The 25,908-nt window shown below is 73.2% G+C and carries 24 protein-coding genes; 13 read left to right on the top strand and 11 right to left on the bottom strand.

Annotated elements, in window-relative coordinates:
- Positions 1-206 precede the first annotated feature (206 nt).
- The 7 genes from BM339_RS08005 to BM339_RS08035 all read left to right on the top strand — a co-directional run bounded on the left by BM339_RS08005 (position 207) and on the right by BM339_RS08035 (position 9,142).
- Entirely contained in the window at positions 207-1,688 is a 1,482-nt protein-coding gene (locus BM339_RS08005; protein WP_075020383.1) for an aldehyde dehydrogenase family protein, read from the top strand.
- On the top strand, positions 1,685-2,686 hold the full coding sequence (locus tag BM339_RS08010) for a zinc-dependent alcohol dehydrogenase (RefSeq protein WP_075020384.1): 1,002 nt from the start codon (positions 1,685-1,687) through the stop codon (positions 2,684-2,686). The genes BM339_RS08005 and BM339_RS08010 overlap by 4 nt, the downstream gene beginning before the upstream one ends.
- The gene (locus tag BM339_RS08015; protein WP_083597417.1) at positions 2,683-4,482 is read left to right on the top strand and encodes a thiamine pyrophosphate-binding protein; all 1,800 of its coding nucleotides are present in this window, start codon (positions 2,683-2,685) and stop codon (positions 4,480-4,482) included. The genes BM339_RS08010 and BM339_RS08015 overlap by 4 nt, the downstream gene beginning before the upstream one ends.
- Positions 4,483-4,544: 62 nt before the next feature.
- Positions 4,545-5,702, top strand: coding sequence for an ABC transporter substrate-binding protein (locus BM339_RS08020; RefSeq protein WP_075020385.1), 1,158 nt, complete (start codon positions 4,545-4,547; stop codon positions 5,700-5,702).
- Between the two features lie 16 nt (positions 5,703-5,718).
- Positions 5,719-6,588, top strand: a complete 870-nt coding sequence (locus BM339_RS08025; protein ID WP_021594826.1) for a branched-chain amino acid ABC transporter permease — start codon at positions 5,719-5,721, stop codon at positions 6,586-6,588.
- Positions 6,585-8,423 (top strand): branched-chain amino acid ABC transporter ATP-binding protein/permease, encoded by a 1,839-nt coding sequence (locus BM339_RS08030; protein ID WP_021594827.1) that lies wholly within the window; start codon positions 6,585-6,587, stop codon positions 8,421-8,423. Before BM339_RS08025 ends, BM339_RS08030 begins: the two co-directional genes overlap by 4 nt.
- Entirely contained in the window at positions 8,423-9,142 is a 720-nt protein-coding gene (locus BM339_RS08035; RefSeq protein WP_021594828.1) for an ABC transporter ATP-binding protein, read from the top strand. Before BM339_RS08030 ends, BM339_RS08035 begins: the two co-directional genes overlap by 1 nt.
- 74 nt (positions 9,143-9,216) lie before the next feature.
- Here BM339_RS08035 and BM339_RS08040 read toward each other — a convergent pair whose 3' ends face one another.
- On the bottom strand, positions 9,217-10,209 hold the full coding sequence (locus tag BM339_RS08040) for a ThuA domain-containing protein (protein ID WP_052357918.1): 993 nt from the start codon (positions 10,207-10,209) through the stop codon (positions 9,217-9,219).
- A gap of 191 nt (positions 10,210-10,400) precedes the next feature.
- On the opposite strand from BM339_RS08040, the gene BM339_RS08045 reads away from it, so the two are divergent.
- Genes BM339_RS08045 through pqqE form a run of 6 tightly spaced genes read left to right on the top strand, consistent with a single transcriptional unit; the run spans position 10,401 to position 15,661 of the window.
- Positions 10,401-12,560, top strand: a complete 2,160-nt coding sequence (locus BM339_RS08045; protein ID WP_075020386.1) for an outer membrane protein assembly factor BamB family protein — start codon at positions 10,401-10,403, stop codon at positions 12,558-12,560.
- 55 nt (positions 12,561-12,615) lie between these two features.
- Positions 12,616-12,717, top strand: coding sequence for a pyrroloquinoline quinone precursor peptide PqqA (gene pqqA, locus BM339_RS08050; RefSeq protein ID WP_021594832.1), 102 nt, complete (start codon positions 12,616-12,618; stop codon positions 12,715-12,717).
- An 11-nt stretch (positions 12,718-12,728) separates the two neighbouring features.
- Positions 12,729-13,619, top strand: a complete 891-nt coding sequence (gene pqqB, locus BM339_RS50610) for a pyrroloquinoline quinone biosynthesis protein PqqB (protein WP_075020387.1) — start codon at positions 12,729-12,731, stop codon at positions 13,617-13,619.
- Complete coding sequence (pqqC, locus tag BM339_RS08060; RefSeq protein ID WP_021594834.1) at positions 13,616-14,308, top strand: pyrroloquinoline-quinone synthase PqqC; 693 nt, start codon at positions 13,616-13,618, stop codon at positions 14,306-14,308. Before pqqB ends, pqqC begins: the two co-directional genes overlap by 4 nt.
- Positions 14,298-14,573, top strand: coding sequence for a pyrroloquinoline quinone biosynthesis peptide chaperone PqqD (gene pqqD / locus BM339_RS08065; protein WP_075020388.1), 276 nt, complete (start codon positions 14,298-14,300; stop codon positions 14,571-14,573). Before pqqC ends, pqqD begins: the two co-directional genes overlap by 11 nt.
- Complete coding sequence (gene pqqE, locus BM339_RS08070; RefSeq protein ID WP_021594836.1) at positions 14,570-15,661, top strand: pyrroloquinoline quinone biosynthesis protein PqqE; 1,092 nt, start codon at positions 14,570-14,572, stop codon at positions 15,659-15,661. Before pqqD ends, pqqE begins: the two co-directional genes overlap by 4 nt.
- On the opposite strand, the gene BM339_RS08075 is transcribed toward pqqE, so the two are convergent.
- The 10 genes from BM339_RS08075 to BM339_RS08120 all read right to left on the bottom strand — a co-directional run bounded on the left by BM339_RS08075 (position 15,634) and on the right by BM339_RS08120 (position 25,888).
- Positions 15,634-16,296, bottom strand: coding sequence for a TetR/AcrR family transcriptional regulator (locus tag BM339_RS08075; RefSeq protein ID WP_021594837.1), 663 nt, complete (start codon positions 16,294-16,296; stop codon positions 15,634-15,636). The two genes, pqqE and BM339_RS08075, sit on opposite strands and share 28 nt — an antisense overlap.
- Positions 16,297-16,334: 38 nt before the next feature.
- Positions 16,335-18,179 carry a bifunctional sugar phosphate isomerase/epimerase/4-hydroxyphenylpyruvate dioxygenase family protein gene (locus tag BM339_RS08080; protein ID WP_075020389.1) on the bottom strand — a complete coding sequence of 615 codons (1,845 nt, stop codon included), beginning with the start codon at positions 18,177-18,179 and terminating at the stop codon, positions 16,335-16,337.
- A gap of 40 nt (positions 18,180-18,219) precedes the next feature.
- Entirely contained in the window at positions 18,220-19,452 is a 1,233-nt protein-coding gene (locus tag BM339_RS08085; RefSeq protein WP_218163592.1) for a sensor histidine kinase, read from the bottom strand.
- Positions 19,449-20,177, bottom strand: coding sequence for a response regulator transcription factor (locus BM339_RS08090; RefSeq protein WP_075020390.1), 729 nt, complete (start codon positions 20,175-20,177; stop codon positions 19,449-19,451). The genes BM339_RS08085 and BM339_RS08090 overlap by 4 nt, the downstream gene beginning before the upstream one ends.
- Before the next feature lie 70 nt (positions 20,178-20,247).
- Positions 20,248-21,225, bottom strand: a complete 978-nt coding sequence (locus BM339_RS08095; protein WP_083597421.1) for a S1C family serine protease — start codon at positions 21,223-21,225, stop codon at positions 20,248-20,250.
- Between the two features lie 57 nt (positions 21,226-21,282).
- Positions 21,283-22,230 (bottom strand): VWA domain-containing protein, encoded by a 948-nt coding sequence (locus BM339_RS08100; RefSeq protein ID WP_024936334.1) that lies wholly within the window; start codon positions 22,228-22,230, stop codon positions 21,283-21,285.
- The gene (locus BM339_RS08105) at positions 22,227-23,180 is read right to left on the bottom strand and encodes a DUF58 domain-containing protein (protein ID WP_024936333.1); all 954 of its coding nucleotides are present in this window, start codon (positions 23,178-23,180) and stop codon (positions 22,227-22,229) included. Before BM339_RS08105 ends, BM339_RS08100 begins: the two co-directional genes overlap by 4 nt.
- The gene (locus BM339_RS08110; RefSeq protein ID WP_075020391.1) at positions 23,177-24,259 is read right to left on the bottom strand and encodes an AAA family ATPase; all 1,083 of its coding nucleotides are present in this window, start codon (positions 24,257-24,259) and stop codon (positions 23,177-23,179) included. The genes BM339_RS08105 and BM339_RS08110 overlap by 4 nt, the downstream gene beginning before the upstream one ends.
- Positions 24,256-24,474 (bottom strand): hypothetical protein, encoded by a 219-nt coding sequence (locus tag BM339_RS08115; RefSeq protein WP_075020392.1) that lies wholly within the window; start codon positions 24,472-24,474, stop codon positions 24,256-24,258. The genes BM339_RS08110 and BM339_RS08115 overlap by 4 nt, the downstream gene beginning before the upstream one ends.
- Before the next feature lie 130 nt (positions 24,475-24,604).
- The gene (locus tag BM339_RS08120) at positions 24,605-25,888 is read right to left on the bottom strand and encodes a Gfo/Idh/MocA family protein (RefSeq protein WP_075020393.1); all 1,284 of its coding nucleotides are present in this window, start codon (positions 25,886-25,888) and stop codon (positions 24,605-24,607) included.
- Positions 25,889-25,908 lie beyond the last annotated feature (20 nt).

Genomic DNA, 25,908 nt, shown 5'->3' on the forward strand with positions numbered 1-25,908 from the left:
GTCACCTATAACTAACTCACTGGTTCGAACATTAGGAGCGGAGGCGGATCGGTGGAGGTGACGGGCGTCCGCGGCGGGCGCGCCGCCGGATCGATCGAAACTTTTCCGGCCGCGGCCCCTTGTCAGCGTCCCGGACCGCCCCGTACGTTGACTCGCAGTCCACATGACGGAACATAAAGACCGCTGAGTGGTCCTGGAGGAGCTTGATGCTGGACGCCTTGCTCGCATCCGCAGCCGAGGTCAGACCGGTTGATGCGGCGGCGCTCATCGGTGGCCGATGGGTTACGGATGGTCCGCAGAGTGAACGGATCGGACCATATTTGGGTCGTCCGGTGAGCCGGGCGCCGGCCGCGTCCCCGGCCGACATCGCCGCCGTCAGGGCCTATGCGCGCACGTCGGCGCGGGTGGTCGGGCGGCTGGCCCCGGCGGTCCGGGCGGACGTGCTGGAGCGCGCCTCGGCCGCCGCGTCCGAGAACCGCGAGGACCTGGCCCGCCTGCTCGCTTTGGAACTGGGCAAGCCCGTCAAGGACGGGCGCGGTGAGATCGACCGGGTCGCCGACACCTTCGCCATCTGCGCGGCCGAGGCACGGCAGATCGGCGGCGAGACGCTCCCCGTCGCCGGATGGGCCCGGGGCGCCGGTGACACCGCCTTCACCTACCGCGCCCCGGCGGGCGTCGCGCTGGCCATCACGCCCTTCAACGCGCCGGCCAACCTGCTCGCCCACAAGCTGGGCGCCTCGTTCGCGGCCGGCAACACCACGATCGTCAAGGCGCCGCCGCAGGCACCCGCCGTCTCCACCGCCGTCGTGGCACTGCTGGTCGACGCCGGGATGCCGGTCGAGGCCGTCCAGCTGCTGCACGGGGACGGCTCCGTCGGCGCGGCCCTGTGCGCGGCCGAGGAGGTCGCGGTCATCAGCTTCACCGGCGGCGCCGCCACCGGGGCCGCGGTGGCCCGCGCCGCCGGCGCGAAGCGGCTGGTCCTGGAGCTCGGCGGCAACGCCGCCACGATCGTGTGCGAGGACGCCGACATCGCCGAGGCGGCCCGCGTCTGCGCCCGCACCGGGTACAGCAACTCCGGCCAGAGCTGCATCTCCGTCCAGCGCGTCTACGTCCAGCGCTCCAGGTACTCCGAGTTCCTGGACCTGTTCGCCGGGCAGGTCGCGGCGCTCACCGTCGGCGACCCGCTCGACCCGGCGACGGACGTCGGCTCGATGGTCGACGAGGAGGCCGCCGAGCGGGTCGTGCGCTGGAGCGCGGAGGCCGCGGCGGGGGGCGGGCGCGTCCTGCTCGGCGGGAAGCGGGACGGCGCCACGGCCGCGCCGACCATCGTGGCCGACGCGCCCCGGGACGCCTCGGTCGTCATAGAGGAGATCTTCGGGGCGCTGGTCGCGGTGCTGCCGTTCGACGACCTCTCCGAGGTGATCGAGCACTGCAACGAGGGCCGGTACGGCCTGCAGGCCGGTCTGTTCACCCGCGACCTCGACCGGATCATCACCGCCTGGCGGGACCTGGACGTCGGCGGGCTCATCGTCAACGGCTCCTCCAACTACCGTCTCGACCACGTCCCGTTCGGCGGGATGAAGGACTCCGGCTTCGGCCGGGAGTCGCCGCGCTGCATGATCGACGACTTCACGGTCGTGAAGACGATGCTGCTGCGCGGCACCCCGCTCTGGGGAGCGCGCGGATGAGGGCCGTCACGCTCGTCTCGCCGGACACCGTGGCGGTCGTGGACGACTGGCCCGAGCCGTCGTGCGGGCCGGGCGACGTCATCGTCGAGGTGCACGGGGTCGGGCTGTGCGGCTCCGACCTCGCGGTGGTCTCCGGCCGCCGCAAGGTCCCGGCGCTGCCCTGGGTGCTCGGGCACGAGGCGTTCGGCATCGTCCTCGCCGTCGGCGCCGGCGTCACCGACCGCACGCCCGGCCAGCGGGTCGTCGTCGAGCCGAACTACGCGTGCCTGGCCTGCGGCCCCTGCCGCACCGGCGCCACGGCGGGCTGCCGCAACCGTCGGGTCGTCGGGATCTCCGAGCCCGGCCTGCTGACGGAGCGGGCCGCGGTGCCGGCCCGCTTCACCTGGCCCGTCCCCGAACTGTGGGAGGACGCCGACGTCGTCTGCGTCGAGCCGTTCACCGTCGCGCTCAACGCGGTCCGCATGAGCGGGCTGGCCCCCGGGGACCACTGCCTCGTCGTGGGCGCGGGCTCGCAGGGCCTCCTTGTTTCCCTGGCCGTTCTGCACGCCGGCGGGGTGCCGTTCGTGACCGAGCCGCAGGCCGGCCGCAGGACGCTCGCCCTCCGGATGGGGGCGCAGGACGCCTCGGCGCTCCCGGACGGGACCACCTTCCCGGTCGTGATCGAGACCTCGGGCGTGCCCGAGGCGTTCGAGCGCGCCGTGGAACGCACCGCCGACGGCGGCACCCTGATCGCCGTCGGCCAGAACACCCGCCCCGCCCGCCTGCCCACCTTCGCGCTCGTGCAGCGGCGGCTGACCCTGCGCGGATGCCTCATCTACGACCACCCCGCGGGCTTCGCCCACACGATCGCGACGCTCCGCGAGCACGACCTGCGGCCCGGCCAGGTGCTGCGCGAGCGCTTCGAGCTCGACCAGGCGCCGAGCGCGTTCGCCCGCGCCGCCGACATCGCCGGGAAGACCTGGATCAGCCTGCCCCGAGCAGAGGAGATGGCCTCATGACCGTGGACGCCCAGCCCCGCACCGACCAGGCGCCGGACGGGGCCGCGCCGGTGCCGGCCGCCGAGGCGCTCGTCCGCCGGCTGGAGTCCTTCGGCGTCGAGTACGTGTTCGGCACCTGCGGGCACACCAACATCGCGCTGCTGGACGCGCTCGGCCGCAGCCCCATCGAGTTCGTCATCGCCCGGCACGAGCAGGCCGCAGCGCACGCCGCCGACGGCTACGCCCGCGCGTCCGGCAGGCCCGGCGTCCTGCTGCTGCACGTCGGGCCCGGGATGATGAACGCCGTGACCGGCGTGGCCACGGCCGCGATGGACTCGGTCCCGCTCGTCGCGATCTCCGGCGACGTGCCGTCCTACTACCACGGCCGCCACCCGCACCAGGAGGTCAACCTCCACGCGGACGCGGACCAGACCGCCATCTACCGGCCGTTCGTCAAGCGCGCCTGGCACGTGCACCGCGCCGAGGACCTGTCCCGGTTCACCGAGCGGGCCTTCTGGACCGCCACGTCGGGACGTCCCGGTGCGGTCCTCCTCAACGTCCCGATGGACCTGTTCTCCCGCACGGTCGCGCCGGACGACCACCCGCTGCCGGCGAGCACGGCGCCGCCCGATCTCCCGGCGCCGGTCGCCGGACGCATCGCCCGCATGCTCGCCGAGGCCGAGCGGCCGCTGATCTACCTCGGCGGCGGGCTCCGCGAGGGGCCGGGACGCGACGCGCTGCTCTCCCTGGCCGAGCACCTGGACATCCCGATCGTGCACTCGCTGATGGGCAAGGGCGCCGTCCCCGACGATCACCCACTGCTGCTCGGGATGCCGGGTTTCTGGGGGCTGGAAGCCACCAACGACTACGCCCGCCACGCCGACGTCGTCCTCGCGCTGGCGACCCGGTTCGCCGAGACCGACGCCAGCTCGTGGGACGAGCGGTACACCTGGAACCTCGGTGGCGGCCCCTCGTCCGGCCGGCTGATCCAGATCGACATCGACGCCGCCGAGATCGGGCGCAACTACCCGGTGGAGATCGGCGCCGTCGCCGACGTGACGCTGGCCGTGCAGGCCATCGCCACGCAGGTGCGGGCCGCCCCGCCGGCCGACCGCCCGGCCCTCCGCGAGCGGATCCGCGCCGCCCGCACCGGCCTGTTCGCCGAGAGCCGCGAACGGGGCCGCGGCGACGACTTCCCGCTCCGGCCGGAGCGCATCCTCGCCGACCTGCGCGACGCCCTCCCGGCCGAAGCGGTGCTGGTCACCGACGTCGGCTGGAACAAGAACGGCGTCGCCCAGTGCTACGAGCTGCCCGCCGAGGGCCGCTTCATCACCCCCGGCGGAGCCTCGACGATGGGCTTCGGGCCGGCCGCCGCGGTCGGCGTCCAGATCGCGCAGCCGGACCGCGTCGTCGTCGCGCTCGTCGGCGACGGCGGCATGAGCGCCCAGCTCCCGGCCGTCCCGATGGCCGTCGAGCGCGGCCTGCCGGTGATCTTCGTGGTGATGAACAACCGCGCCCACGGCACGATCGCCGACCTGCAGGCGGCCAACTTCGGCGCGAGCTACGGATGCGAGTTCCGGGACCCCGCCGGACGCCCCTACAGCCCGGACTTCGCCGCCCTCGCCAGGGCGTGCGGAGCCGACGGATACGACGTCCCGGCGCCGGCGGACCTGCTGCCGGCGCTGCGGTCGGCGGCGGCCAGGCGGCGACCCGCCGTGCTGGACGTGCCCATGGTCAATGAGCCGGTGCCGACACCCGGGCACTGGAACATCAACGACATCTACCAGGGTGTCTTCCCGGAACAGGGGACGCGATGACCCGCGCGCCCCGCCCTCTCCGACACCGCCCACCCCGTTGTTCCACCCCCCGAGGTGACATCATGCGAAACCGTTCCAGACTCCGCCTGTCCGCGCTCGCCGCCGGCGCGCTCGCCGCCGGCCTCGCCGCGGGCTGCGCAGCCCCCGGCGAGTCGGAGGACTCCGGCTCCGGCGGCACCGGCCCGATCAAGATCGCCCTGGTCGACGCGCAGAGCGGCCAGCTCAGCTCGCTCGGCAAGTGGGAGTACAAGGGCGCCAAGCTCGCCGTGGACGAGTGGAACAAGGCCGGCGGGATCAGCGGCCGGACGGTCCAGCTCGACGTGTTCGACGACCAGGGCGACCCGACGGTCGGGACCAACATCGCCCGCAAGATCGACAGCCAGGACTACATCGCGATGCTGGGCACGGCGGAGAGCGCCGTCACGATCGCGATGGCGCCCACGCTGCGCACGGCCGAGATCCCCAACATCGCCTCCGGGCAGTCGCCGGGGATGGTGGCGCTGAAGAGCCCGTTCCTGTTCCTCAACGGGCCGACCAGCACCACCTACGACGAGACGCTCGCCAAGTACGTGGTGGACGACGAGAAGCTGACCAAGGTCGCGATGATCACCAACAACGGCGCGTACGGGAAGGGCGAGCACGACGCCTTCCTCAAGGCGCTGTCGGACCGGGGCGTCAAGCCGGTCGCCGACCAGGTCGTCACCACCGACCAGAAGGACTTCAGCGCCCAGCTGACCAAGATCCGGCAGAAGTCGCCGCAGGTGGTCTTCCTCGGCGCCGAGGAGGTCGAGTCCGGGCTGATCGTCAAGCAGGCCCGCGACCTCGGCATCGACGCGCCGTTCGCCGGCGCCGCGCCCCAGGGCACCCCGGTCTACCTGGACACCGCCGGGGCGCAGAACGCCGAGGGCACCATCGTCAGCTCGCCCTACCTCGGCAACGACATCAGCGAGGCGTCCAAGAAGTTCGCCGCCGCGTACAAGGCCGCCTACGGCGAGGAGGCCGAGATGCACGGCGCCAAGGCCTACGACGGCGCGCAGATCCTGCTCACCGCGCTGAAGAACAGCAATGTCGCGAAGGGGAGGAAGCTGGCCGACGCGATCCGGGCGGTGCGGTACCAGGGGCTGCTCGGGAACTTCGCCTACGACGAGACGGGGGTCGGCATCAAGACCACCTCCATCGGCATCATCAAGAACGGGAAGCTCGTCAAGGCCGGCGGCTGACCGGGGAAGCGGAACGATGCAGGTCTTCCTTCAGACGCTGATAGGCGGGCTGAGCCTCGGTGCCATCTACGCGCTGGTCGCGATGGGGTTCAGCCTGGTCTACCGCACCATGGGGCTGGTCAACTTCGCGCACGCCGACGTGCTCATGATCGGCGCCTATGCCGCGTCCACCTTCTACATGTCCACCAAGCTGCCGTTCGCCCTGGCGATGGCGCTGGCCATCGCGGTGACCGGGCTCATCGGCCTGTTCATCGAGCGGGTGCTGCGCCCGCTGGAGAACAAGGACTTCACGCTGATGCTGATCGGCACGATCGGCTTCGGGATGGTCCTGCAGGCGGTCGCCGTGCTGATCTGGGGCGCGACCGGACGCGCCGTGTCGTCCCCGGTGGGCGGCGCGCCGCTGGAGTTCGCCGGGCTGCGGGTCCGCACCTACGACCTGGTCGTGCTCCTGATCGCGGCCGTCGCGGTCGTGCTGCTGGTCGGGTTCCTGCAGCGCACCAAGATGGGCGCCGCGATGCAGGCGGTCGCGATGGACCACGAGGCGGCCACCGCCGTCGGCATCCACGTCGGCCGCAGCAACGCCATCGCGTTCGCCATCGGCGCGGGTCTCGCCGCGCTGGCGGGCGGGCTGGTCGGCCCGCTGCTGTACGTGAACCCGACGATGGGCGGGACGATCGGGATCAAGGGGTTCGCGGCCGCCATGCTCGGCGGCTGCGGCAACATCCCCGGCGCCATCGCCGGCGGCTTCGCCATCGGGGTCCTGGACTCCTTCGCCGCCGGGCACTTCCAGGGCTACTCCGAGCTGGTCGTGTTCCTGGTGTTCACGGTGGCGATCATGATCCGGCCCACCGGGCTGTTCGGCGAGATGACGGTGAGCCGCGCATGACGGACCTGCTCAAACATCCCCGTACCCCGCGGCTCGGCGGGATCGCGGTGCTCGTGGTCGCGGCCTGGATCCTGCCGTACCAGGTCGGGAGCTACGCGATCCACGTCGTCAACATCGCGCTGGTGTTCGCGCTGCTGGCGATCGGGATGGGCCTGGCCATGGGCATCGCGGGCCAGATCAACCTCGCGCAGGTCGCCTTCTTCGGGGTGAGCGCCTACGCGACCGCGATCCTCACCACGCACAACGGGCTCGGGTTCTGGCCGGCCGCCGCGCTGGCGATGCTGGCGTCCGCGGTGATCGGGCTGCTGGTCGGCATCCCGGCACTGCGGATGCAGTCGCACTACCTCGGCATCGTCACGCTCGGGCTCGCGCTCGGGTTCATCAACTGGACGACCAACGCCGAGATCGCCGGCGGCGCGGAGGGCATCTCGGCCATCCCCGTCCCGCCGATGTTCGGCATCGACCTGTCCAGCGAGTACCTGTACTACTACCTCGAAGTGGTGGTGTTCGCGCTCGCGCTGCTGTTCGGGCAGTTCGTCGTCCGGACCGGCCTCGGCCGCCGGATGATGGCGATGCGGGACGACCCGCTGGCCGCGGGCGCGGTCGGCGCGGAGATCCCGCTGCTGCGGATGACGGCGTTCATGCTGTCCAGCGTGTTCGGCGGCCTCGCCGGCGTACTGTACGTGGGGCTGATCCGCTACATCGCGCCGGACACCTTCAACATCGCCAACATGTTCCTGCTGCTGGCGATGGTCGTGATCGGCGGCCGGCAGAGCCTGACCGGCTGCGTCGTCGGCGCGGTCGGCCTCACGCTGATCCGCGAGCAGCTGGTGGACTACCCCACCTACGCGCAGCTCGGGTTCGGCGTGGTCGTGGTGCTCATGGTGGTCTTCGCGCCGACCGGCCTCGCGGGCGTCCCCGCCAGGGTGAAGGCCGTCGTCGACCGGCGCCGCGGCAGGTCCGTGGACCGCGCCGTGCTGCGGCCGTTCCAGCCGTACGAGCCCGGCGGGGACGCGGGGACGAAGGCGGACGGGCGGCCGATGCTGGAGATCGAGAGCGTCTCCAAGCAGTTCCGCGGCCTGAAGGCCCTGAAGGAGGTCTCCCTCACCGTGGAGCGCGGTGAGATCCGGGGCATCGTCGGGCCGAACGGCTCGGGCAAGACGACGCTGTTCAACGTCATCAGCGGCTTCTACAAGGCGTCCGGCGGGCGGGTGCTGATGGACGGCCGGGTCGTCTCGGGCGGACGGCCCTACCGGCTGTCCATGCTCGGCCTGGCCCGCACGTTCCAGAACCTGCGCCTGTTCGGGGAGCTGTCGGTCCGGGACAACCTGCTCGTCGCGCTCGACCGGTCGCGCACGTACGCCATCTGGCGGTACGTGCTGTGGCCGGTCGGGATCTGGCGGCAGGAGCGCCGGCTGCACGTCCGGGCGGACGAGCTGCTCGACCGGTTCGGGCTCGGCGAGTTCGCCGGGGCGCCGCCGGGCTCGCTGCCCTACGGCATCCAGCGCCGCATCGAGATCGCCCGCGCCATGGCGGGCTCGCCGCGGGTGCTGCTGCTGGACGAGCCCGCGGCGGGGCTGAACGGCGAGGAGGTCCGGCAGCTGTCGGAGATCGTCCGGTCCATCCGCGACAGCGGGGTCACCGTGGTGCTCATCGAGCACAACATGGGCCTCGTGATGTCGCTGTGCGAGCGGGTGACGGTCCTGGCGGGCGGCGAGGTGATCGCGGAGGGCACGCCCGCCGAGGTGGCCGGCGACCACGCGGTGATCGAGGCCTACCTCGGCGACTCGGCCATGGCGGACATGCCGCTGCCGGACACCACGGAGGTGAGCTGATGAAGGCGGAAACCCTCACGGTGGAGGACCTCTCCGTCCACTACGGGGGCGTCTGCGCGGTCCGGTCGATCGGGTTCACGGTGGCGCCGGGGCAGTCGGTGGGCATCATCGGCGCCAACGGGGCCGGCAAGACGTCCACGCTCAAGGCGCTGATGGGCCTCGTGCCCCGCAGCGGCGGCCGGGTCCGGTTCGGCGACACCGACCTCACCAGGGTCAAGGCGCGCGACGTGGTGCGGCACGGGATCGGCTACGTCCCCGAGGGGCGGCACGTCTTCCCCGGCCTCACCGTCGAGAAGAACCTGATGCTCGGCGCCTACGCCCGGTCGTGGCGCGGCGCCGAGACGGGGGAGGCGCTCGCCGAGGTGTACGAGCTGTTCCCGGTGCTGAAGGAGATGCGGTCCCGGCTCGCCGGGGCGCTGTCCGGCGGGCAGCAGCAGATGCTGGCCGTCGGCCGCGCGCTGATGTCGCGGCCCCGCCTGATCCTGCTGGACGAGCCGTCCATGGGGCTCTCGCCCAAGCTCGTCGAGGACATCCTCGCGGTGCTGGTGCGGCTGCGCGAGGAGGGGCTGAGCCTGCTCCTCGTGGAGCAGAACGCCAAGCTGACGTTCGAGGCCACGAGCGACTGCGTGGTCATGGAGAACGGCGAGGTCGCGATGACCGGCACCTCCCGGGCGCTGCGCGAGGACGTCCAGGTCCGGCGCATCTACCTGGGGCTGTAGCGGGCGGCGCCGCCCGCCGGCGGCCGGGGGAGGCCCCGGCCGCCGGCGGGCGTGGCCCGCGATCGGAACCACCGTCACCGGCAGAAGGGCTTCTTGCCCATGGCCGACTCGATGCCGTTCAGCAGCAGGCTCCGGAACCGCGGGGCGCCGGCGAAGTTCGTCCCGTCGTCGGTGAAGGCCTTGGCGTCATGACCGAGCGTGGTGAGCCAGGCCCGTCCCCCGTCGTAGTACTGGCACCAGGCGACGGGATGGAAGGACCCGTGGCCCGGGTGCCCCTGCCCGCCCTCGGCGCCCTCCGCCAGGGACTTCTCGTCCACGGTCGCGAGGAAGCGCACCTTGGACGGGAACGGGACGAGGTTGTACCACTCGTCGCTGAACGTCCAGCGGTTCGGCAGGCCGGCGGTGGAGACGTCCTTGTGGTCCACGGTCTGGACGGTCCCGGTCTGCGCGTGCCCGTGGTCGTAGTAGTTCGCGCCGCCGAGGAGCCCCTCGTACCACGGCCAGTTGTACTCGGTGCCGAACGCGTTGTGCACGCCCACGAACCCGCCGCCGCCCCGGACGTACTGGCGCAGCGACGTCTGGGCCGCGTCGTCCAGGGTGTCGCGCGTGCTGCTCATGAAGATCACGGCGTTGTACCGGAACAGCTTCCCGGGGCTGGACAACTGGGTGACGTCCTCGGTCCAGTCGACCCCGAACCCGTTGTCCTCGCCCATCTTGACCAGGGCCTTCTGGGCGACGTTCGCGTCGGCGAGCGGCGGGTTCAGCCCGGCGGCGAGGGCGGGACCGAGGTTGGCGTGCCGCGGCCCCGCGGTCCGGCTGTAGACCAGCACCCGGTAGCCCTGGGCGGGGTCGAAGTTGCCCCAGTCGTGGTAGCAGCGCGGGTCGGTACCCCGGCAGACGCCGTACTCCGGGTCGCCGAGCTGCTGCGCGCCGCGGTTCGCCGGCTTGGCGTGGGTGCCGCCGGCCGAGGCGGGCAGGCCGGTGAGCAGCGTGGCCGCGACCAGCGCGGCGGCGGTCCCGGTCGCCGCCGTCACCGCGGTCACCAGGTGGGACGAGGGTCTTCTCATGGGGGTTCCTCCCTGACATGCTAGCGCTCTGGTCCATCTAGCGGTCCAGATGTACCGCGCAGAGGTTGTAGGACGATCTCACGAGGACGACGAAGCGGCAATACCCTTGTCAATTCCGCTGCCGCGGCTTACCGTGTCGTCCGTTACTCGGACCAACGCGTCCATCTAGCGGACCGTGAGTTGGGAGCAGCATGAAACGTCGGAACTTCCTGACCGGTGCCGCCGTCATCAGCGGAACGGCCGCCTTCACCCCGCTCCGCGCGCCGGAGGCCGAGGCGGCGGCCCGCCCCCGGCTCGCCCTCCCGGTGCCCGAGCAGCCGCGCCGCCTCGGCCGGGCCGCCCGGAACTTCCCCAAGGTCGGCGGAGACTACGGCAACCAGAACCACTCGGAGCTGCACGAGATCACGCGCGGCAACGTCCGGCACCTCGGCGGCGCGTGGCACGTCAACCTGGAGGGCGGCAGCACCCAGGGGCGTTCCCAGCAGAGCACGATCGTCGCCCAGGACGGCGTGCTGTACGTCCAGACGGTCCAGCAGAACGTCTTCGCCGTGGACGGGCGCACCGGCGAGGTCAAGTGGAAGACCAACGTCGGCTCCGAGCAGACCAACATGCGCGGCGTCGGGCTCGGGGAGGGGCTTGTCTTCACCACGTCCGGCGCGAACATCGTCTACGCGCTCGACCAGCGGACGGGCGCCGTCGTCTGGCAGCGGGAACTGCTCATCGCGGGTGAGGGCGACCCCGACTGCGACCCGCAGACCGGGCAGTGCGGCGGCAACCGCGGCGGGCTCGCCGGCGCCATCGTCTACTGGGACGGCCTGATCTACGTCGGCACCGAGGGCAGCACCGCGGGGGCGCGCGGCCGGGGGTACGCGCTCAACGCGCGGACCGGCGAGGTCGCCTGGACCTTTTGGGGCCCGCCCGGCCCCGGCGAGTTCGGCAACGACACCTGGGAGGGCGACACCTGGAAGACGGGCGGCGCCGTCTGCTGGATCCACCCCGCGATCGACCCCGAGCTCGGCCTCGTCTACTGGACGTTCGGCAACCCCTACCCGCGCACCAACGGCTCCACCCGCGGCGGGACCAACCTGTTCTCCAACTGCCTGGTCGCCATCGACGCCAAGACCGGGAAGCGGCGCTGGCACTTCCAGTCGGTGCACCACGACATCTGGGACTTCGACAACGTGATGGCGCCCGTGCTGTGCGACCTGCGGATCGGGCACCGCAGGCGCAAGGTCGTCGTGTACGGCAGCAAGACCGGGATGTACTACATCCTCGACCGGGAGAACGGGAAGCCCGTCCACGGCATGACCGAGCGGCCCGTCCCGCAGGAGCCGCGGCAGAAGACGTGGCCCACCCAGCCGTTCCCGGGCGGCGAGCCGTTCGTCCACCAGTCGCCGAGCTACCGCGACACCACCAGGCCCGTCCCGTACTACCCGACCGGCGAGATCTACACGCCGTTCTGGGACGACGCGACGATTCTCTTCCCCGGCGCGGGCGGCGGCGCGGACTGGTCGTACCTGTCCTTCAGCCCGCACACCGGGTTCGTCTACGTCGGGTACGGGCTCGTCAACTCGGCCTACTCCAACACCAACGGCGGACGGGTCAACACCGCGCGCCCCCTCGGCGAGTACTTCTCCGGCGGCATCGTCGCCGTGGACCCGCGCACCAACAAGCCCGCGTGGCGCAGGGAGGGCGAATGGTCCCTGGCGCACGGCAACGGGATCCTGACCACGGCCGGGCGGGTCATGTTCCAGGGACGGCCGGACGGCGTGCTCGTCGCGATGGACGACACCGACGGCAGCGAGCTGTGGACGTGGCAGTGCGGCGCCGGCGTGCACACCAGCCCGATCACCTACGAGATCGACGGCGAGCAGTACGTCGCGGTCCTCGCCGGCGGCAGCTGGCTGCCCTACCCCGACATCCCCAAAGGCGACCACCTGTGGGCGTTCAAGCTGCACGGCAAGGTCGGGCCCGCGCCCGCGCCCAAGCCGCCGTCCAAGCGCAACCAGATCCGCGCGGCGGCGGTCACGGGCGCCACCGCGGACAACACCGTCACCCTCGGCCGGATCTGGGACGCCTCGAAGGGCGCCCCGGGAGAGGAGGAGAACTTCGTCTCCCAGAACGCCATGTCGCCGCAGAACATGACGATTCCGGCCGGCACCGAGGTGACGTTCGTCAACCCGTCTGGAAACGAGCACTCGCACGGCGCCGCGTCGTTCTTCGAGCACGAGTTCAACACCGGGCGGCTGAAGCCCGGCGAGTCGTTCCGGCACACCTTCACCAAGAAGGGCGAGTTCTTCTACAACGACCCGGTCTTCCCGCAGAGCACCGGAAAGATCGTCGTTCAGTGAGTTTCCGGTGAGCAAGCGGCACCGGATCGTTCCGCAACGAGGGAAAGGAGCACGCATGGCCGCGTCGCAGGAGCAGGCGACCCACTGGGTGAAGCCCGACTACGAGATCATCGAGACCTCCCTGGAGGTCACCGCCTATTACCGCGCCGAGGACTGAGAAGGGCGCGCATGCGGTTGCGGATTCTCGGCACCGCGGCGGGCGGCGGCGTTCCCCAGTGGAACTGCGATTGCACCGGGTGCGCCGCCGCCCGTGCCCGCCCGGGGCTGCGCCGCCGGCACGCCTCGATCGCCGTCGAGGCCGGTGGCCGGTGGCTCGTCGTGAACGCGACACCGGACATCGCCGAGCAGATCGAGGCGAGCCCGGAGCCGCGCGCGGGGCCGGGCGCGCGGCGGAGCCCGCCCGCCGGCGTGGTCCTCACCGACGCGGAACTCGACCACGTCCTCGGGCTGCCGCGGCTGCGGGAGGCGCCGAGCCTGCACGTCCTCGCGACCGCCACGGTGCGGCGGGCGCTCGCCGACGGCCTGCGCCTCGACGCCGTCCTCGCCCCCTACGCGGCCCTGACCTGGACGGAACTGCCGGAGAAGGAGCCCGCGGTGTTCGGTGAGCTGGAGGTCCGCACCGTCCGGGTCTCGGGGAAGCGCCCCCGCTACGCCGCCGGCCTCGACGGCCACGGTGACGCCTGGTCCGTGGCGCTGCGCGTCACCGACCGCCGCGACGGCAGGACCGCCGTCTACGCTCCCTGCCTGGCCGGATGGCCCGCCGAGCTGGACGACGCGCTCGGCGGCGCCGCCTGCGTGTTCCTCGACGGCACCTTCTGGGACGACGAGGAACCCCGCCGCTCCGGCTGCTCCGAGCGGACGGCGACGCAGATGGGCCACCTGCCGATCACCGGCGCGAACGGCACGTCCGAGAGGTTCGCCGCGCTGCCCGCCACGCGGCGCCTGTACACCCACCTGAACAACACCAACCCCCTGGTCGACCCGGACGCGGACGGGCACCGCGCGCTGGCCGCCCTGGGGATCGAGGTCGCCCCGGAGGGCGCGGTGATCGAACTGTGAACCTGGAAGACCGGCTCCGCGTGCTCGCGGCCGACCGCTACCACCACCGCCACCCGTTCAACGCGCGCATGCACGAGGGGCTGCTGTCCCCGGAGGAGCTGCGCCGCTGGGTGCTCAACCGGTTCCACTACCAGCGGCACATCCCGGTCAAGGACGCCTACATCCTCGCCAAGCTCGGCAGCCGCGAACTGCGGCAGAGCTGGATCCGGCGCATCCACGACCATGACGGCCGGCCCGGAGAGGACGGCGGCATCGAGCGGTGGCTCCGCCTGGGCGAGGCCGTCGGCCTGGACCGGACGCTTCTCCTGTCCGGTGAGGGCGTCCTCCCCGGGGTGCGGTTCGCCGTGGACGGCTACGTGAACTTCTGCCGGGACGGCTCGCGCCTTGAGGCCGTGGCGTCCTCGCTCACCGAACTGTTCGCCCCCGACCTGATGGTCACCCGGATCGGCTCCTGGGAGCGTCACTACCCGTGGATAGAGCCGGAAGGGCTGCGCTACTTCCAGGTCCGGGTGTCGCAGGGACGCCGGGACGCCGCCGAGGCGCTGGCCCTCGTCCGTGAATGGGCGCGCACCCCGGAGGACGAGGACCGGGCGCTGGCCGCCTTCACCTTCAAGTGCGACGTCCTCTGGTCGCTGCTGGACGCGGTCGAGCACGCGTCCCGTACCGAGGAGGCCGTCCATGCCCGCTGACCGGCCGGAAGGGGAGTGGCGCCCGGCCCTCGCGCGCTCCATCGTGCTGCGGCACGACACGGTACGCGGCGCCGACCTGCTGCTCATGCCCGAGCGTGCGGTGCGGCTCAGCGAGACCGGAGGCGCCATCCTGCGCCTCTGCGACGGCAGCCGGACGGTCGGCGACATCATCGCCGAGCTGGGCGCGGCCTACCCGGGCGCGCCGCTGGCCGACGACGTGCCAGGGTTCCTCGACCGGATCCGGGCGGAAGGATGGCTGCGATGACGGACGTGCCCGCGCCGTGGGCCCTGCTAGCGGAGGTCACCCACGCCTGCCCGCTGCACTGCCCCTACTGCTCCAACCCGCTCGAACTCATCCGGCGGGACGCCGAGCTGGACACCGCCGCGTGGGCACGCGTGTTCGCCGAGGCGGCCGGTCTCGGGGTCGTCCAGGCGCACGTGTCCGGCGGCGAGCCGCTGCTGCGCCGAGACATCGTACGGATCGTCGAGTCCGCGCACGAGGCCGGCGTCTACACCCAGCTCGTCACGAGCGGGCTCGGGCTGACCGCGCGCCGCCTGGACGATCTGGTCGAGGCGGGGCTGCAGAGCGTGCAGCTCTCGGTTCAGGACGCCCGCCCGGAGTCCTCGGACCTCATCGCCGGCCGGACGTCCTTCCGGGCGAAGGAACGCGCCGCCGGGGTCATCACCGCGGCCGGGCTCCCGTTCGGGCTGAACGTCGTGCTGCACCGGCACAACCTCGGCCACCTGGACGAGATCCTCGACCTCGGCGCCCGCTGGGGCGCCGACCGGATCGAGCTGGCGAACACCCAGTTCCACGGGTGGGCACTGCGCAACCGCGCCGCCCTGCTGCCCGCGCGGGAGCACCTCGACCGAGCGAGGGAGACCGTCGCCGCGTGGCGGGAGCGGCCGGGACCGAAGCCCGAGATCGTGTGGGTGATGCCCGACTACCACGAGGGCGTGCCGAAGCCCTGCATGGGTGGATGGGGAGCCCGCTCCATCACGGTCGGCCCGGACGGCACCGCGCTTCCGTGCCCCGCCGCGTACGCGATGCCGGACCTGTCGCCCCCGAACGTCCGCGACCACTCCCTCGCCTGGATCTGGGCGGAGTCGCCCGCCTTCAACGCCTACCGGGGAACCGGCTGGATGACCGGCCCGTGCCGGGAGTGCCCCCGGCGGGAGACGGACTTCGGCGGCTGCCGCTGCCAGGCGTACGCCCTCACCGGGGACGCCGCGCGCACCGATCCCGCCTGCGGCCTCTCACCCGACCACCACCTGGTGCGTGAGCCCGCGATCGCCGCCGGCCGCGAGGCCGGGGCCGCGTTCGACTACCGGCGCCCGCCGCCGGTCAGGTAGGCGACGACCATCTCGCCGATCATCTCGCGGTGCCTGGCCCGGTGCTCGGGCGCGATCATGTTCCGGCCGAACAGCGCGCCGAACGTGTGCTGGTTGGCGATGCGGAAGAAGCAGAACGCGCTGATCATCATGTGCATGTCGATGGCGTCGACGTCCACGACGAAGTCGCCGTTGGCGCGGCCGGCGGCGAGGATCTGGGAGATCAGGTCCGACACCGGCCCGCCGAGGTTCACCAGCAGCTCCGACTTGCGCAGGTGCTCGGCCTGGTGGATGTTCTCGATGCTGACGAGCTTGATGAAGTCCTGGTGCGCCTCGTGGTGGTCGAAGGTCAGCTCGGCCAGCGTCCGGATGGCCTCGACCGGTGCCAGATGGTGCACGTCGATGGTCGACTCCAGCGCCCTGACCTCGCCGTAGGCCTTTTCCAGAACGGCGATGTACAGCTTTTCCTTGCCGCCGAAGTAGTAATAGATCATTCGTTTGGTGGTGCGCATGAGCGCGGCCATCTCGTCCACCCTGGCGCCGGCGAATCCGTGCCGCGCGAACTCGCGCTGCGCGACGTCCAGGATCTCCGCCCGGGTCCTGTCGGCGTCACGCTGACGTTCTCCGGCGGCGGGTGTGGCGGGCTGCGACGACATGTGACTCCACGGAGGCGATCAGCGAAGGGGAACTCATCTTATGGCGACGGCGCGCGATGGGCGCGCGCGTGCTGGGCGGCGAGCCGGACCGGCGCGTTGACGGCGCCGTATCCGCGGTAATCGCCGATCCGCTGCACGATTTCGATGAACATCCGCCCGGTGGTGGCGGTATAGAAATGGAGGAATTCGCCGTTCTCGTCCCGGTCGTAGAGGAGGTCGAGCTCGCGCAGCAGCCGGTGCCGTTCCGCGCCCAGGTCGTGCCAGGCCTCCAGATCGTCGTAGTAGTTCGCCGGAATGGCCAGCGGGGTGAGCCCGGCGGCGCGCAGCCGGCGGGCGCTGGCCACGATGTCGCGGCTCGCGAGCGCCACGTGCTGCCACGCCACGCCGGGGGCGCCGTCGTGCGCTCCGACGTAGGCGACGTTCAGGGCGACCCGGACGGCGCCGTCCTCCGTGGACACGGCCCGGCTGCGCATCAGGCCGTACGGGTCGGGCAGCTCAAGGCTCTCGTGCGGGCGCAGCCCGAGGACGCTGCGGTAGAACAGGGACGCCTCGTCGAAGTGATGCCACGGCTGGGTGAGCGCCACGTGGTCGATGTGGGTGATCTCGCCGGTGCCCGCGGGCGCCCGCCGCCCGATGGAGAAGTCGTCCGTCCAGCTCGTGTGGTCGGGATGTCCCGTCCGGCAGAAGAACAGCTCGGTCCCGTCGGGGGCGGCCACGGCGTCCAGCGGCGCGTCGTGCGGGGCCCGCAGTCGCGGCAGGACGGGGGACCGCAGCGCCTCGGCCCGCTTCACGGACGCGGAGGGGTCCGGGGACTCCAGCCCGATCGCGCCGAGGGCGGGGCCGTCCTGGCTCTCCGCGCTCCCGCGGTTCAGCAGGATCCGCGCCCGCCCCTGCTCCCAGAGTTCGACCGGCTTGCCGGAATGCGTCCCGGTGCGGGTGAAGCCGAGGCCCTCCAGCAGCCGGCCCAGCGGGCCGGTGTCGGCGGTGGCGAGCTCGGCGAAGGCGAACCCGCTCGGCACCACCGGCCGCGGCGGGAGGGTGAGCGCCGCCGCCCGGTCAGAGCCGCCGAGGCGCGCGCCGGCCTGCTCCTCCAGGGCGATGAGGGAGCGCATGGCGTCCTGCGCGGTGCGCATGGCCGCGGCCTGCCGGAAGATGTCGTTGAACACCTCCAGCGAGAGCGGCCCGTCGTAACCGGTCCGCAGGACGCTCGCGACCAGCCCCGCCACGTCGAGGTCGCCCTGCCCCGGGAAGCACCGGTAGTGCCGGCTCCAGTACAGGACGTCCATCGGCAGCGCCGGGGCGTCGGCGAGCTGCAGGAAGAATATCTTCTCGCCGGGGATGGTCTCGATGGCGTAGGGGTCGGTGTCCCGCGCGAGGATGTGGAAGCTGTCCAGGCACAGCCCGAGGTTCGGGTGGCCGGCCTCACGCACGATGCGCCACGCGTGGTGGTAGTCGCTGACGTGCGTGCCCCACGCGAGCGCCTCGTAGGCGATCCGGATCCCGTGCTCGGCCGCGCGCTCGGCCAGGAGACGGAGCTGCTCGGCGGCGAGGGCGTCGTCGTCGACGGCGGCCGGGGAGACGTTCGAGCAGACGAGCAGCAGCGTGACGCCGAGCCGTTCCATGAGGGCGAACTTGTGCTCCGCGCGGCGCAGGCTCCCGGCCAGGACGGCGGGCGGCACCGCCTCGAAGTCGCGGAACGGCTGGTAGAGGTCGATCGCGAGGCCGAGGTCGGCGGCGCGGCGGCGCACGTCCTCGGGGCCGAGGTCGGCGGCGACCAGATCGTTCTCGAAGATCTCGACCCCGTCGAACCCGGCGCCGCCGGCGGCGGTCAGCTTGTCGCCCAGCGAGCCGCTGAGCGACACCGTGGCGATCGATCTGCGCATGGCGCGGCACGCCCCTCCTCGGTATGGACGAACTAGTACGTTAGCCTAGCGGCCGCGTCGGGGCCTCGTCCACGGTGAGGGGGTCGGCGGCCGGCGGGGCCGCGGGTCCGGCACCGCCGGGGGCGACCGGGAACCACAGGACGAAGGTGGCGCCGGCGTCCGGTGCGGAGAACAGCCGGACGTGCCCGTTGTGCGCCTCCACGATGCTCCGCACGATCGCCAGCCCGAGGCCCGTGCGGCGGTCCCGGGAGCGGCGCGACTCCGTCCCGCGCCAGAACCGGTCGAACACGCGGTCCTGCTCCTCGGCGCGGATGCCGGGGCCGGCGTCCCGGACGGCGATCCACTGCCACCCGCCGGACCGGTCGGCGGCGACCGTGATCGCGGTGCCGGCGGGCGCCAGCCGCACCGCGTTGGACAGCAGGTTGCCCACCGCGCGGCGCAGCGCGTCGTGGTCGCCGATCATCGGCAGCCCGTCCCGCAGCCGACGCTCGATCGTCAGCCCGCGCGCCGCGGCGAGCGGGTCGAACTCCTCGGCCGCCTCGCGCGCCGCGAGCCCGAGGTCGACGTCGGCGTCGTCGAGGGCGGGCGCCGAGCGGCGCGCGGTGGCCAGCAGGTCCTCCACCAGCCGCGTCATCCGGGTGGTGGCGCGGTCGACCACCTGCACGGCGCGGCGGCGGTCCTCGGCGCCGGCGTCGGGCTCGCTGAGCACGGTGTCCACGTTCGCCCGGATGATCGCCAGCGGGCTCCGCAGCTCGTGCGAGGCGTCGTCGATCAGCCGGCGCTGGGCGCGGAACGCCGAGTCGAGCCGGTCCAGCATGGAGTCGATGGTGTCGGCGAGGTAGCGCAGCTCGTCCCGCGGGCCCGCCAGCCGGATCCGGCGGGACAGGTCGGTCGCCTGGATCTCCTCGGCGGCGCGGGCGATCGCGCCGACCGGTTTCAGCGCCCGCCCCGACAGCACCCAGCCGATGCCGAGGCTCGCCACGAACAGCCCGCCCAGCATGATGAGCGAGTAGTGCTTGATGGTCTGCCGCGTCTCGTAGTTGACGGCCTGCTCGACGTGCTGCACCTTGACGACCTCGACCTGGCCGAGGCTCTGCTGGGTGCCGTCCGGCATCTGGACGATCTTCTCGGCGTTGAACGTCTTGGTGATCGGCTGGGCGCCGGTGCTGCGCGCCACGGCCAGGTAGACGCCGCCCAGCATGACGGCCGCGAGGACGAACAGCAGCGTCGAGTACATGACCGTCAGCCGGAACCGGATCGAGTGGACGCTCACGCCGGCCCCCGCTCCCCGGCCGCCGCCGCGACCGCGCCGTTCTCGCGGAGGCGGTAGCCGTGGCGGACGACCGTCTCGATGACCTGCTCCTCGTCCGGCGCGGCGAGCTTGCGGCGCAGCGTCCCCACGGTGACCCGGACGGTGTTGGTGAACGGATCGGCGTTCTCGTCCCAGACGTGCTCCAGCAGCTCCTCCGCGGACACGACCTGGCCGGGGCGGCTCATCAGGTAGCGCAGCACGGCGTACTCCTTGGGCGTGAGCCGCAGCAGCCGGTCCCCGCGGAAGGCCTCCCGCCGCCCGGTGTCGAGCCGCAGGTCGCCGACCGTCCACACCGCCGAGCCGCCGCCGCTGTCGCGCCGCAGCAGCGCCCGGACGCGGGCCAGCAGCTCGGGGAACGCGAACGGCTTGACCAGGTAGTCGTCGGCGCCCTCGTCCAGGCCGCGGACCCGGTCGGCGAGGCGGTCCCGCGCGGTCAGCATCAGGATGCGCAGGTCCGGGCCGCTCTCGCCGGCCAGGCGACCGCGGCGGACGGCGCGGCACAGGTCGAAGCCGTCGCCGTCGGGGAGGCTGAGGTCGAGGATCATCAGGTCGTAGGCGGAGGCGTAGAGCTTCTGCGTGGCCTCCTCCAGGTCGCCCGCGGAGTCGACCGCGTAGTCGGCGCGGGCGAGCCCGTACCGCAGCGCCTCGACCAGGTCCTCCTCGTCCTCGACCACCAGCACCCGCATCCGGACCGCCCCCTTTCCTGGCAGTGCGGGCCCGAAGGCCCTCGCTACGACCGTACGCGGGCCGGCGGCCTCAGCGGGCGAGCCGCTGGGCCCCCTGCCGCGCCCTGTCCGCGGGGATCGCGAACCCGATGCCGATGGAGCCGCCGCCCCCGCCGCGCATCAGCGTCGCGATCGCCGTGTTCACGCCGACGACCTCGCCGCGCGCGTTGACCAGCGGCCCGCCGGAGTTGCCGGGGTTGATCGACGCGTCGGTCTGCAGCGCCGTGCTCGCCCCGCCGTCGCCGATGCGCACCTCGCGGTTCAGCGCGCTGACGATGCCGCCGGTGACCGTCCCCTGCAGGCCGAGCGGGGAGCCGAGCGCGAGGACCGGGTCGCCGACCCGGACGTCGGAGAACCGGCCGAACGTCAGCGGCGCCGGGCTCTGCCCGGCCGGGATCGACAGCACCGCCAGGTCGAGGGCGGGGTCGGAGCCCGTCACCTGCGCCGGGATGCGGCGCCGGTCCGCCAGCGTCACGGTGACCTGGCCGCCGTCCTCGACGACGTGCGCGTTGGTCAGCACGTGCCCCTGCCGGTCGATGACGAACCCCGAGCCGGTGCCGCGCCCGTTCCCCGACCGCACCTCGATCGACACCACGCTCGCCTGGACCCGCGCCGCCACCTCGCTGAGGTCGCCGGTCCCGCCGTTCACCGGGCCGGCGCCGGACTGCGAGAGCGCGGTGGACGCCGGGTCGCCGGCGGTCACGCGTCCGGCGACGCCGCCGGCCAGGCCCCCGGCCAGCAGCGCGGCGATCACGGCCGCGACCACCGCGCGGCCGGAGCGGCCGCCGCGGTCGCGGCGGTTCTCGCCGTAGTCGGGGGTCGCCCACGGGTCGCGCGGCGCCGGGCGTGTGAACGCCTCGTCCGGCGGCCACGTACGAGGGGGCGGGGGAGACCGGAAGTCGGGGCCGCGCGGCTCGCCCAGCCCGAACCGGGCGTCGTCGGCGAGGTCGTACCGAAGGGTGTCGTGCCTGCCGCCGTACCGGGGGTCGGCTTGCGGTGGATAACTCATGGGGCTCTCCTCCACGCTCTCTCTCACCGTTCAGTACTCCGCCGCCCTGTGGTTCGTTCACGGGAGCCGCGAAAACCACAGCAGCGATCCCGCGGCGACCGCGCACGAGAGGAGCAGCCCCGCGGCGACGAACCAGGTCCAGATCTCCCGCTGCTCGACGCGGTAGCCGATACTGCTGCCGATGTCCTCGTAGACGCCGCGCAGCTCGTCGCCGGACGCGGCCTGGTAGTGGCGCCCGCCGGCGTCCCGCGCCAGCCGCTCCAGCGCCGGTCCGTCGACCGGCACCGGGATCGCCTGCCCGTTCTGGTGCATGACGCCCTCCGGGGTGCCGTAGGCGATCGTCGACACCGGCACGCGGGCCTGCGTGGCGCGCTGGACGGCCTCTTCGGGACTCCGCCCGGCGGTGTTCGTCCCGTCCGAGAGCAGGACGACGTGCGCCGGCGGCGCCTCCTCGCCGAACTGCGCCCCGAACCCGGCGATCGAGTCCAGGGAGGCGAGCACGCCCTCGCCGATCGCGGTGCGCGGCCCGAGGCGCAGCCCGTCGATGCCGGTGCGCATGGCCTGGCGGTCGGTGGTCGGCGCGACGATGACCGACGCCGACCCCGAGAACGACACGAGGCCGACGTTGAAGCGGTCCGGCACCTGGTCCAGGAACGTGCGGGCGGCCTGCTTGGCCCCCTCCAGCCTGGTCGGCTCGACGTCCGTGGCCTGCATGGAGTGGGAGACGTCGAGGGCCAGCACGATCGTCGCCTGCTCGCGCGGCACCCGCACGTCCGCGGTGGGACGCGCGAAGCCGGTGACGAACAGGCCCAGCATCAGCAGGAACGCCGCCGCCGGGACGTGGCGGCGCCACCCGGGCCGGGTGGGCGCGACCTTGTCGAGCAGCGCCAGGTTGGTGAACCGCACCGCGTACCTGCCGCGCCGCACCTGCATCACCACGTACGCGGCGATGAGGACGGGCAGCGCCAGCAGCAGCAACAGGCGGACCGGATCGAGGAAGCTCATGCCGCGCCTCCGGCGGGGGGAGGCGGGGGAGCGGGCGCGGCCAGGGCGACCCGCCGCTGCGCCAGGACGTGCCGCACCAGGTCGCGCACCCAGTCGCCGTCGGTCCGCAGCCGCAGGTGCGCCGCGCCCGCCCGGCGCAGCCCGGCCGCGATCTCCTCGCGCTGCCGCGCCGCGGCGCCGGCGTAGCGCTCGCGCAGGCGGCGGCTCGCCGTCGGCACCTCGCGCCGGCGCCCGGTCTCGGGGTCGACGAGGGTGAGCATGCCGACGTCCGGGAGCGTCAGTTCCCGCGGGTCGACGACCTCGACGGCGAGGAGCTGGTGGCGCGCGCCGAGCAACCGCAGCGGGCGCTCCCACTCGCGCACCCCCTCCAGGAAGTCGGAGACGACGACGATCAGCCCGCGCCGCCGGGGCCCGGTGCGCCGCAGCAGGTCGGCGCCCGCGCCGAGGGACGGCGCGGCGCGGCCGGTCGCGCCGCGCGGCTCCGCCAGCAGCGTGCCGAGCAGGGCGAGCAGGTGCGCCCGCCCGGTCCGCGCCGGGACGTGGCGGGTGCCGCCGTCGCGGACGATCCGGGCGCCCAGGCGGTTGCCCGTCCGCTCGGTCAGGAACCCGGCGGCGGCGACGGCGAACACCGCGAGGTCGCGCTTCTCCAGCTGCCCGGTCCCGAAGTCCATGCTCGCCGTGGCGTCCACCAGCACCCAGGTCTCCAGCTCCCGGTCGGCGACCCGGTCGCGGACGTGCGGCGTGGTCATGCGGGCGGTGAGGTTCCAGTCCATGGCGCGCACGTCGTCGCCGGCGACGTACTCGCGCCCTTCCGCGGGCTCCCAGCCCGGCCCGGGGAGCAGGCCCAGGTGGTCGCCCTGCAGCAGGCCGTCCAGGCGCCTCGTGACGGTCAGTTCCAGGCGGCGCAGCGCCTGTTCCGGCGCCAGGTCGCGCAGGCCGGGGCCGTTCACGCGGCCCTGCCCTCGCCGCCGTCGGGGCGCGCCGGGACGTCCCCGCCGTCGAGGTCCCCGCCGCCGTCCCCGTCGAGGGCCTCGGCGGGCGCGATCCGCGGCGCGGGCACCGCGGCGACGATCGCGTCGACCATCGGCCGCACGCCGACGCCGTCGGCGAGCGCGTCGAACGACGGCACCAGGCGATGGGCGATCACGTCACCGGCCAGGTCCCGCACGTCGCCCGGCAGCACGTACTCCCGCCCGCGCAGCAGCGCCAGCGCGCGCCCGGCCGCGACCAGCCCGAGCGTCGCGCGCGGCCCCGCGCCGTAGGCCAGCATGCCGGCGAGCTTCGGAACGCCGTGGCCGGCGGGGTCGCGGGTGGTCGCCACGAGGCGGACCGCGTACCGCGCCACCTCGTCGTGCACGAACACGTCCGCCGCCGCCTCCCGCAGCGCCTCCACCTCGGCGGTGCCGAGGATCGGGCTCGCGGTCGGCGGGCGCGTCCCCATGCGGTAGACGATCGCCAGCTCCTGCGCCTCGGTCGGGTACCCCACGTCGATCTTCAGCAGGAACCGGTCGCGCTGCGCCTCGGGCAGCTGGTACACCCCCTCCGACTCGATCGGGTTCTGGGTGGCCAGCACCAGGAACGGCGAGGGCACCGGGAACGTCCGCCCGGCGATGCTGACCTGCCGCTCGCCCATCACCTCCAGCAGCGCCGACTGGACCTTGGCCGGCGCGCGGTTGATCTCGTCCACCAGCACCACGTTGGCCATCACCGGGCCGGGCTCGATGTCGAAGCTCTCGGTGGACGGGCGGTAGATGCGGGTGCCGACGATGTCGGCGGGCACCAGGTCCGGGGTGAACTGGAGCCGGGCGAACGAGCCGCCCGCGACCGTGGCGAGCGTCTGCGCGGCGAGCGTCTTGGCGACGCCCGGCACCCCTTCCAGCAGGCAGTGGCCCCCGGCCAGGACCGCCACGAGCATCCGCTCCAGCATGTGGTCCTGGCCGACGATGACCCGCTTGACCTCGAAGAGGGCCCGCTCGGCCAGGGTGCTCGCCGCGGGCCGGACGTGGGCGGCGTCGAGGCCGCCGCTCACCGCGTCCCCTCGGCCGCGCTCCGGGCCGTCTTGTCCGGGCAGTCGGTGCCGGGGGCGCCGGCGGTCCCGTGCGCCTGGTGCTCGACGATCTGGAACTGGGTGCGGACCGGCTCCGGCCCGGGATCGGCCATCGCGGCGCCGCCGGCGGCCACCGTGCCGGCCCCGGCGAGTCCCACCGCCATGATGAGCAGCTTCGTGCGTCGGCGGAGCGCCATGCTCCCTCCCCCTTCGTCGTCCGGCCGCCCGCCGTGGGGACGGCACGCGACGATCACAACAGGCGAGGGCGAAAGCGGACTTAAAGGTGACCCGCGAGGGTCTCCGCCAGGCCCGGGAACTCCCCGGGCATCAGCCGGCCAGGCGCGTGCCGCCGGCCGTGAGGGCGACGGGGGCGCCGGATTCCGCGGACAGGCCGGCGGAGATGCCGATCATCACGCTCGCGACGCCCGCGCGGTGACCCGCCTGGCGGGCGAGCGGGTCGTCCGCCGGGCCGCGGAACACGTCGTCGAGCAGCAGGGCGTCGCCGCCGCCGTGCGCGCCCGCGCCGCCCTCGATGGGGATCTCCTCCGGCTCCCGCCAGTGCCGGTGCAGGACCAGCCGCTCGGACGCGCCGGCGGCGTGCTCCTTGCCGGCCGCGGTCGGGTCGATCGCGGCGTGCGGCGGCGTCCACGCCCGCTCGACGACCTCCAGCTCCAGCCGCCCGGCGGTGCCGTTGAAGACCGCGTGGTAGCCCTCCGCGGGCGCGTGGGCGTTGAGGGAGTAGGTGAGCAGCGCGCCCCGCTCGTAGCGGACGAGGACCGCCATGTTGTCGTCGATGGTCACGCCCTCGCCGAACACGTCCTGGTCGCGGAAATAGCCGTCCTCGTGCTCGGCGTCGAGGTAGAGGCGCTTCAGCCGGGGGTCGGCGGACAGGTCCAGCAGGAACGGGTCCGTGCCGAGGTCCGGCGCGTGCCGCGCGCGGGCGGGACGGTCGGTGAGCCCGCGGGCGCGGGCGTTGGCGGCGCCGTAGAAGCGCAGGGAGGTTTGGGCGTAGACCGAGGCGGCGGCGTCGTCGATCCACCAGTTGACCAGGTCAAAGTGGTGGGCGGCCTTGTGCACCAGCAGCCCGCCCGAGTTCGCCCTGTCCCGGTGCCAGCGGCGGAAGTAGTCGGCGCCGTGGATGGTGTCGAGCGCCCACGAGAAGTGCACCGAGGTGACGTCGCCGATCGCGCCGTCCGCGATCAGCCGGCGGACGGCGCTGTTGCGCGGCGAGTAGCGGTAGTTGAACGTGACGACGAGCCGGCCGGCGCCGCGCTCCGCCGCCGCGAGGATCGCCGCGCAGTCCTCGGCCGTGGTGCACAGCGGCTTCTCCACGACGACGTCCTTGCCCGCGTCGAGGGCGGCGAGGACGTAGCCGGCGTGGGCGGCGTCGACGGTGGTGACGACGACGGCGTCGGCGAGGTCGAGCGCCTTGCCGAACTCCTCGGGCGCGAAGCAGGGCACGGCGCGGCCGATCCGGTCGAGGTGGTAGCCGAGGCGCGTCCGGTTGGGGTCGCAGAGCGCGACGATCTCACCGGTGTCGCGCCACGCTCCGAGCAGCGCGTCGACGTACATCTGCGCCCGGTGGCCGAGCCCGACGAAGGCGTATCGCATGGTGCGGGACTCCAGGGTGG

The organism is Actinomadura madurae, assembly GCF_900115095.1.
Taxonomy (GTDB): Bacteria; Actinomycetota; Actinomycetes; order Streptosporangiales; family Streptosporangiaceae; genus Spirillospora; species Spirillospora madurae.

Coding starts and splice junctions, on each gene's coding strand:
- BM339_RS08035 (WP_021594828.1), top strand. CDS start 8,423: ATGAAGGCGGAAACCCTCACGGTGGAGGACCTCTCCGTCCACTACGGG.
- BM339_RS08075 (WP_021594837.1), bottom strand. CDS start 16,296: ATGTCGTCGCAGCCCGCCACACCCGCCGCCGGAGAACGTCAGCGTGAC.
- pqqE (WP_021594836.1), top strand. CDS start 14,570: ATGACGGACGTGCCCGCGCCGTGGGCCCTGCTAGCGGAGGTCACCCAC.
- BM339_RS08090 (WP_075020390.1), bottom strand. CDS start 20,177: ATGCGGGTGCTGGTGGTCGAGGACGAGGAGGACCTGGTCGAGGCGCTG.
- pqqB (WP_075020387.1), top strand. CDS start 12,729: ATGCGGTTGCGGATTCTCGGCACCGCGGCGGGCGGCGGCGTTCCCCAG.
- BM339_RS08025 (WP_021594826.1), top strand. CDS start 5,719: ATGCAGGTCTTCCTTCAGACGCTGATAGGCGGGCTGAGCCTCGGTGCC.
- BM339_RS08120 (WP_075020393.1), bottom strand. CDS start 25,888: ATGCGATACGCCTTCGTCGGGCTCGGCCACCGGGCGCAGATGTACGTC.
- BM339_RS08040 (WP_052357918.1), bottom strand. CDS start 10,209: ATGAGAAGACCCTCGTCCCACCTGGTGACCGCGGTGACGGCGGCGACC.
- BM339_RS08020 (WP_075020385.1), top strand. CDS start 4,545: ATGCGAAACCGTTCCAGACTCCGCCTGTCCGCGCTCGCCGCCGGCGCG.
- BM339_RS08080 (WP_075020389.1), bottom strand. CDS start 18,179: ATGCGCAGATCGATCGCCACGGTGTCGCTCAGCGGCTCGCTGGGCGAC.
- BM339_RS08115 (WP_075020392.1), bottom strand. CDS start 24,474: ATGGCGCTCCGCCGACGCACGAAGCTGCTCATCATGGCGGTGGGACTC.
- BM339_RS08015 (WP_083597417.1), top strand. CDS start 2,683: ATGACCGTGGACGCCCAGCCCCGCACCGACCAGGCGCCGGACGGGGCC.
- BM339_RS08045 (WP_075020386.1), top strand. CDS start 10,401: ATGAAACGTCGGAACTTCCTGACCGGTGCCGCCGTCATCAGCGGAACG.
- BM339_RS08005 (WP_075020383.1), top strand. CDS start 207: ATGCTGGACGCCTTGCTCGCATCCGCAGCCGAGGTCAGACCGGTTGAT.
- pqqD (WP_075020388.1), top strand. CDS start 14,298: ATGCCCGCTGACCGGCCGGAAGGGGAGTGGCGCCCGGCCCTCGCGCGC.
- BM339_RS08010 (WP_075020384.1), top strand. CDS start 1,685: ATGAGGGCCGTCACGCTCGTCTCGCCGGACACCGTGGCGGTCGTGGAC.
- BM339_RS08030 (WP_021594827.1), top strand. CDS start 6,585: ATGACGGACCTGCTCAAACATCCCCGTACCCCGCGGCTCGGCGGGATC.
- BM339_RS08100 (WP_024936334.1), bottom strand. CDS start 22,230: ATGAGCTTCCTCGATCCGGTCCGCCTGTTGCTGCTGCTGGCGCTGCCC.
- BM339_RS08095 (WP_083597421.1), bottom strand. CDS start 21,225: ATGAGTTATCCACCGCAAGCCGACCCCCGGTACGGCGGCAGGCACGAC.
- pqqA (WP_021594832.1), top strand. CDS start 12,616: ATGGCCGCGTCGCAGGAGCAGGCGACCCACTGGGTGAAGCCCGACTAC.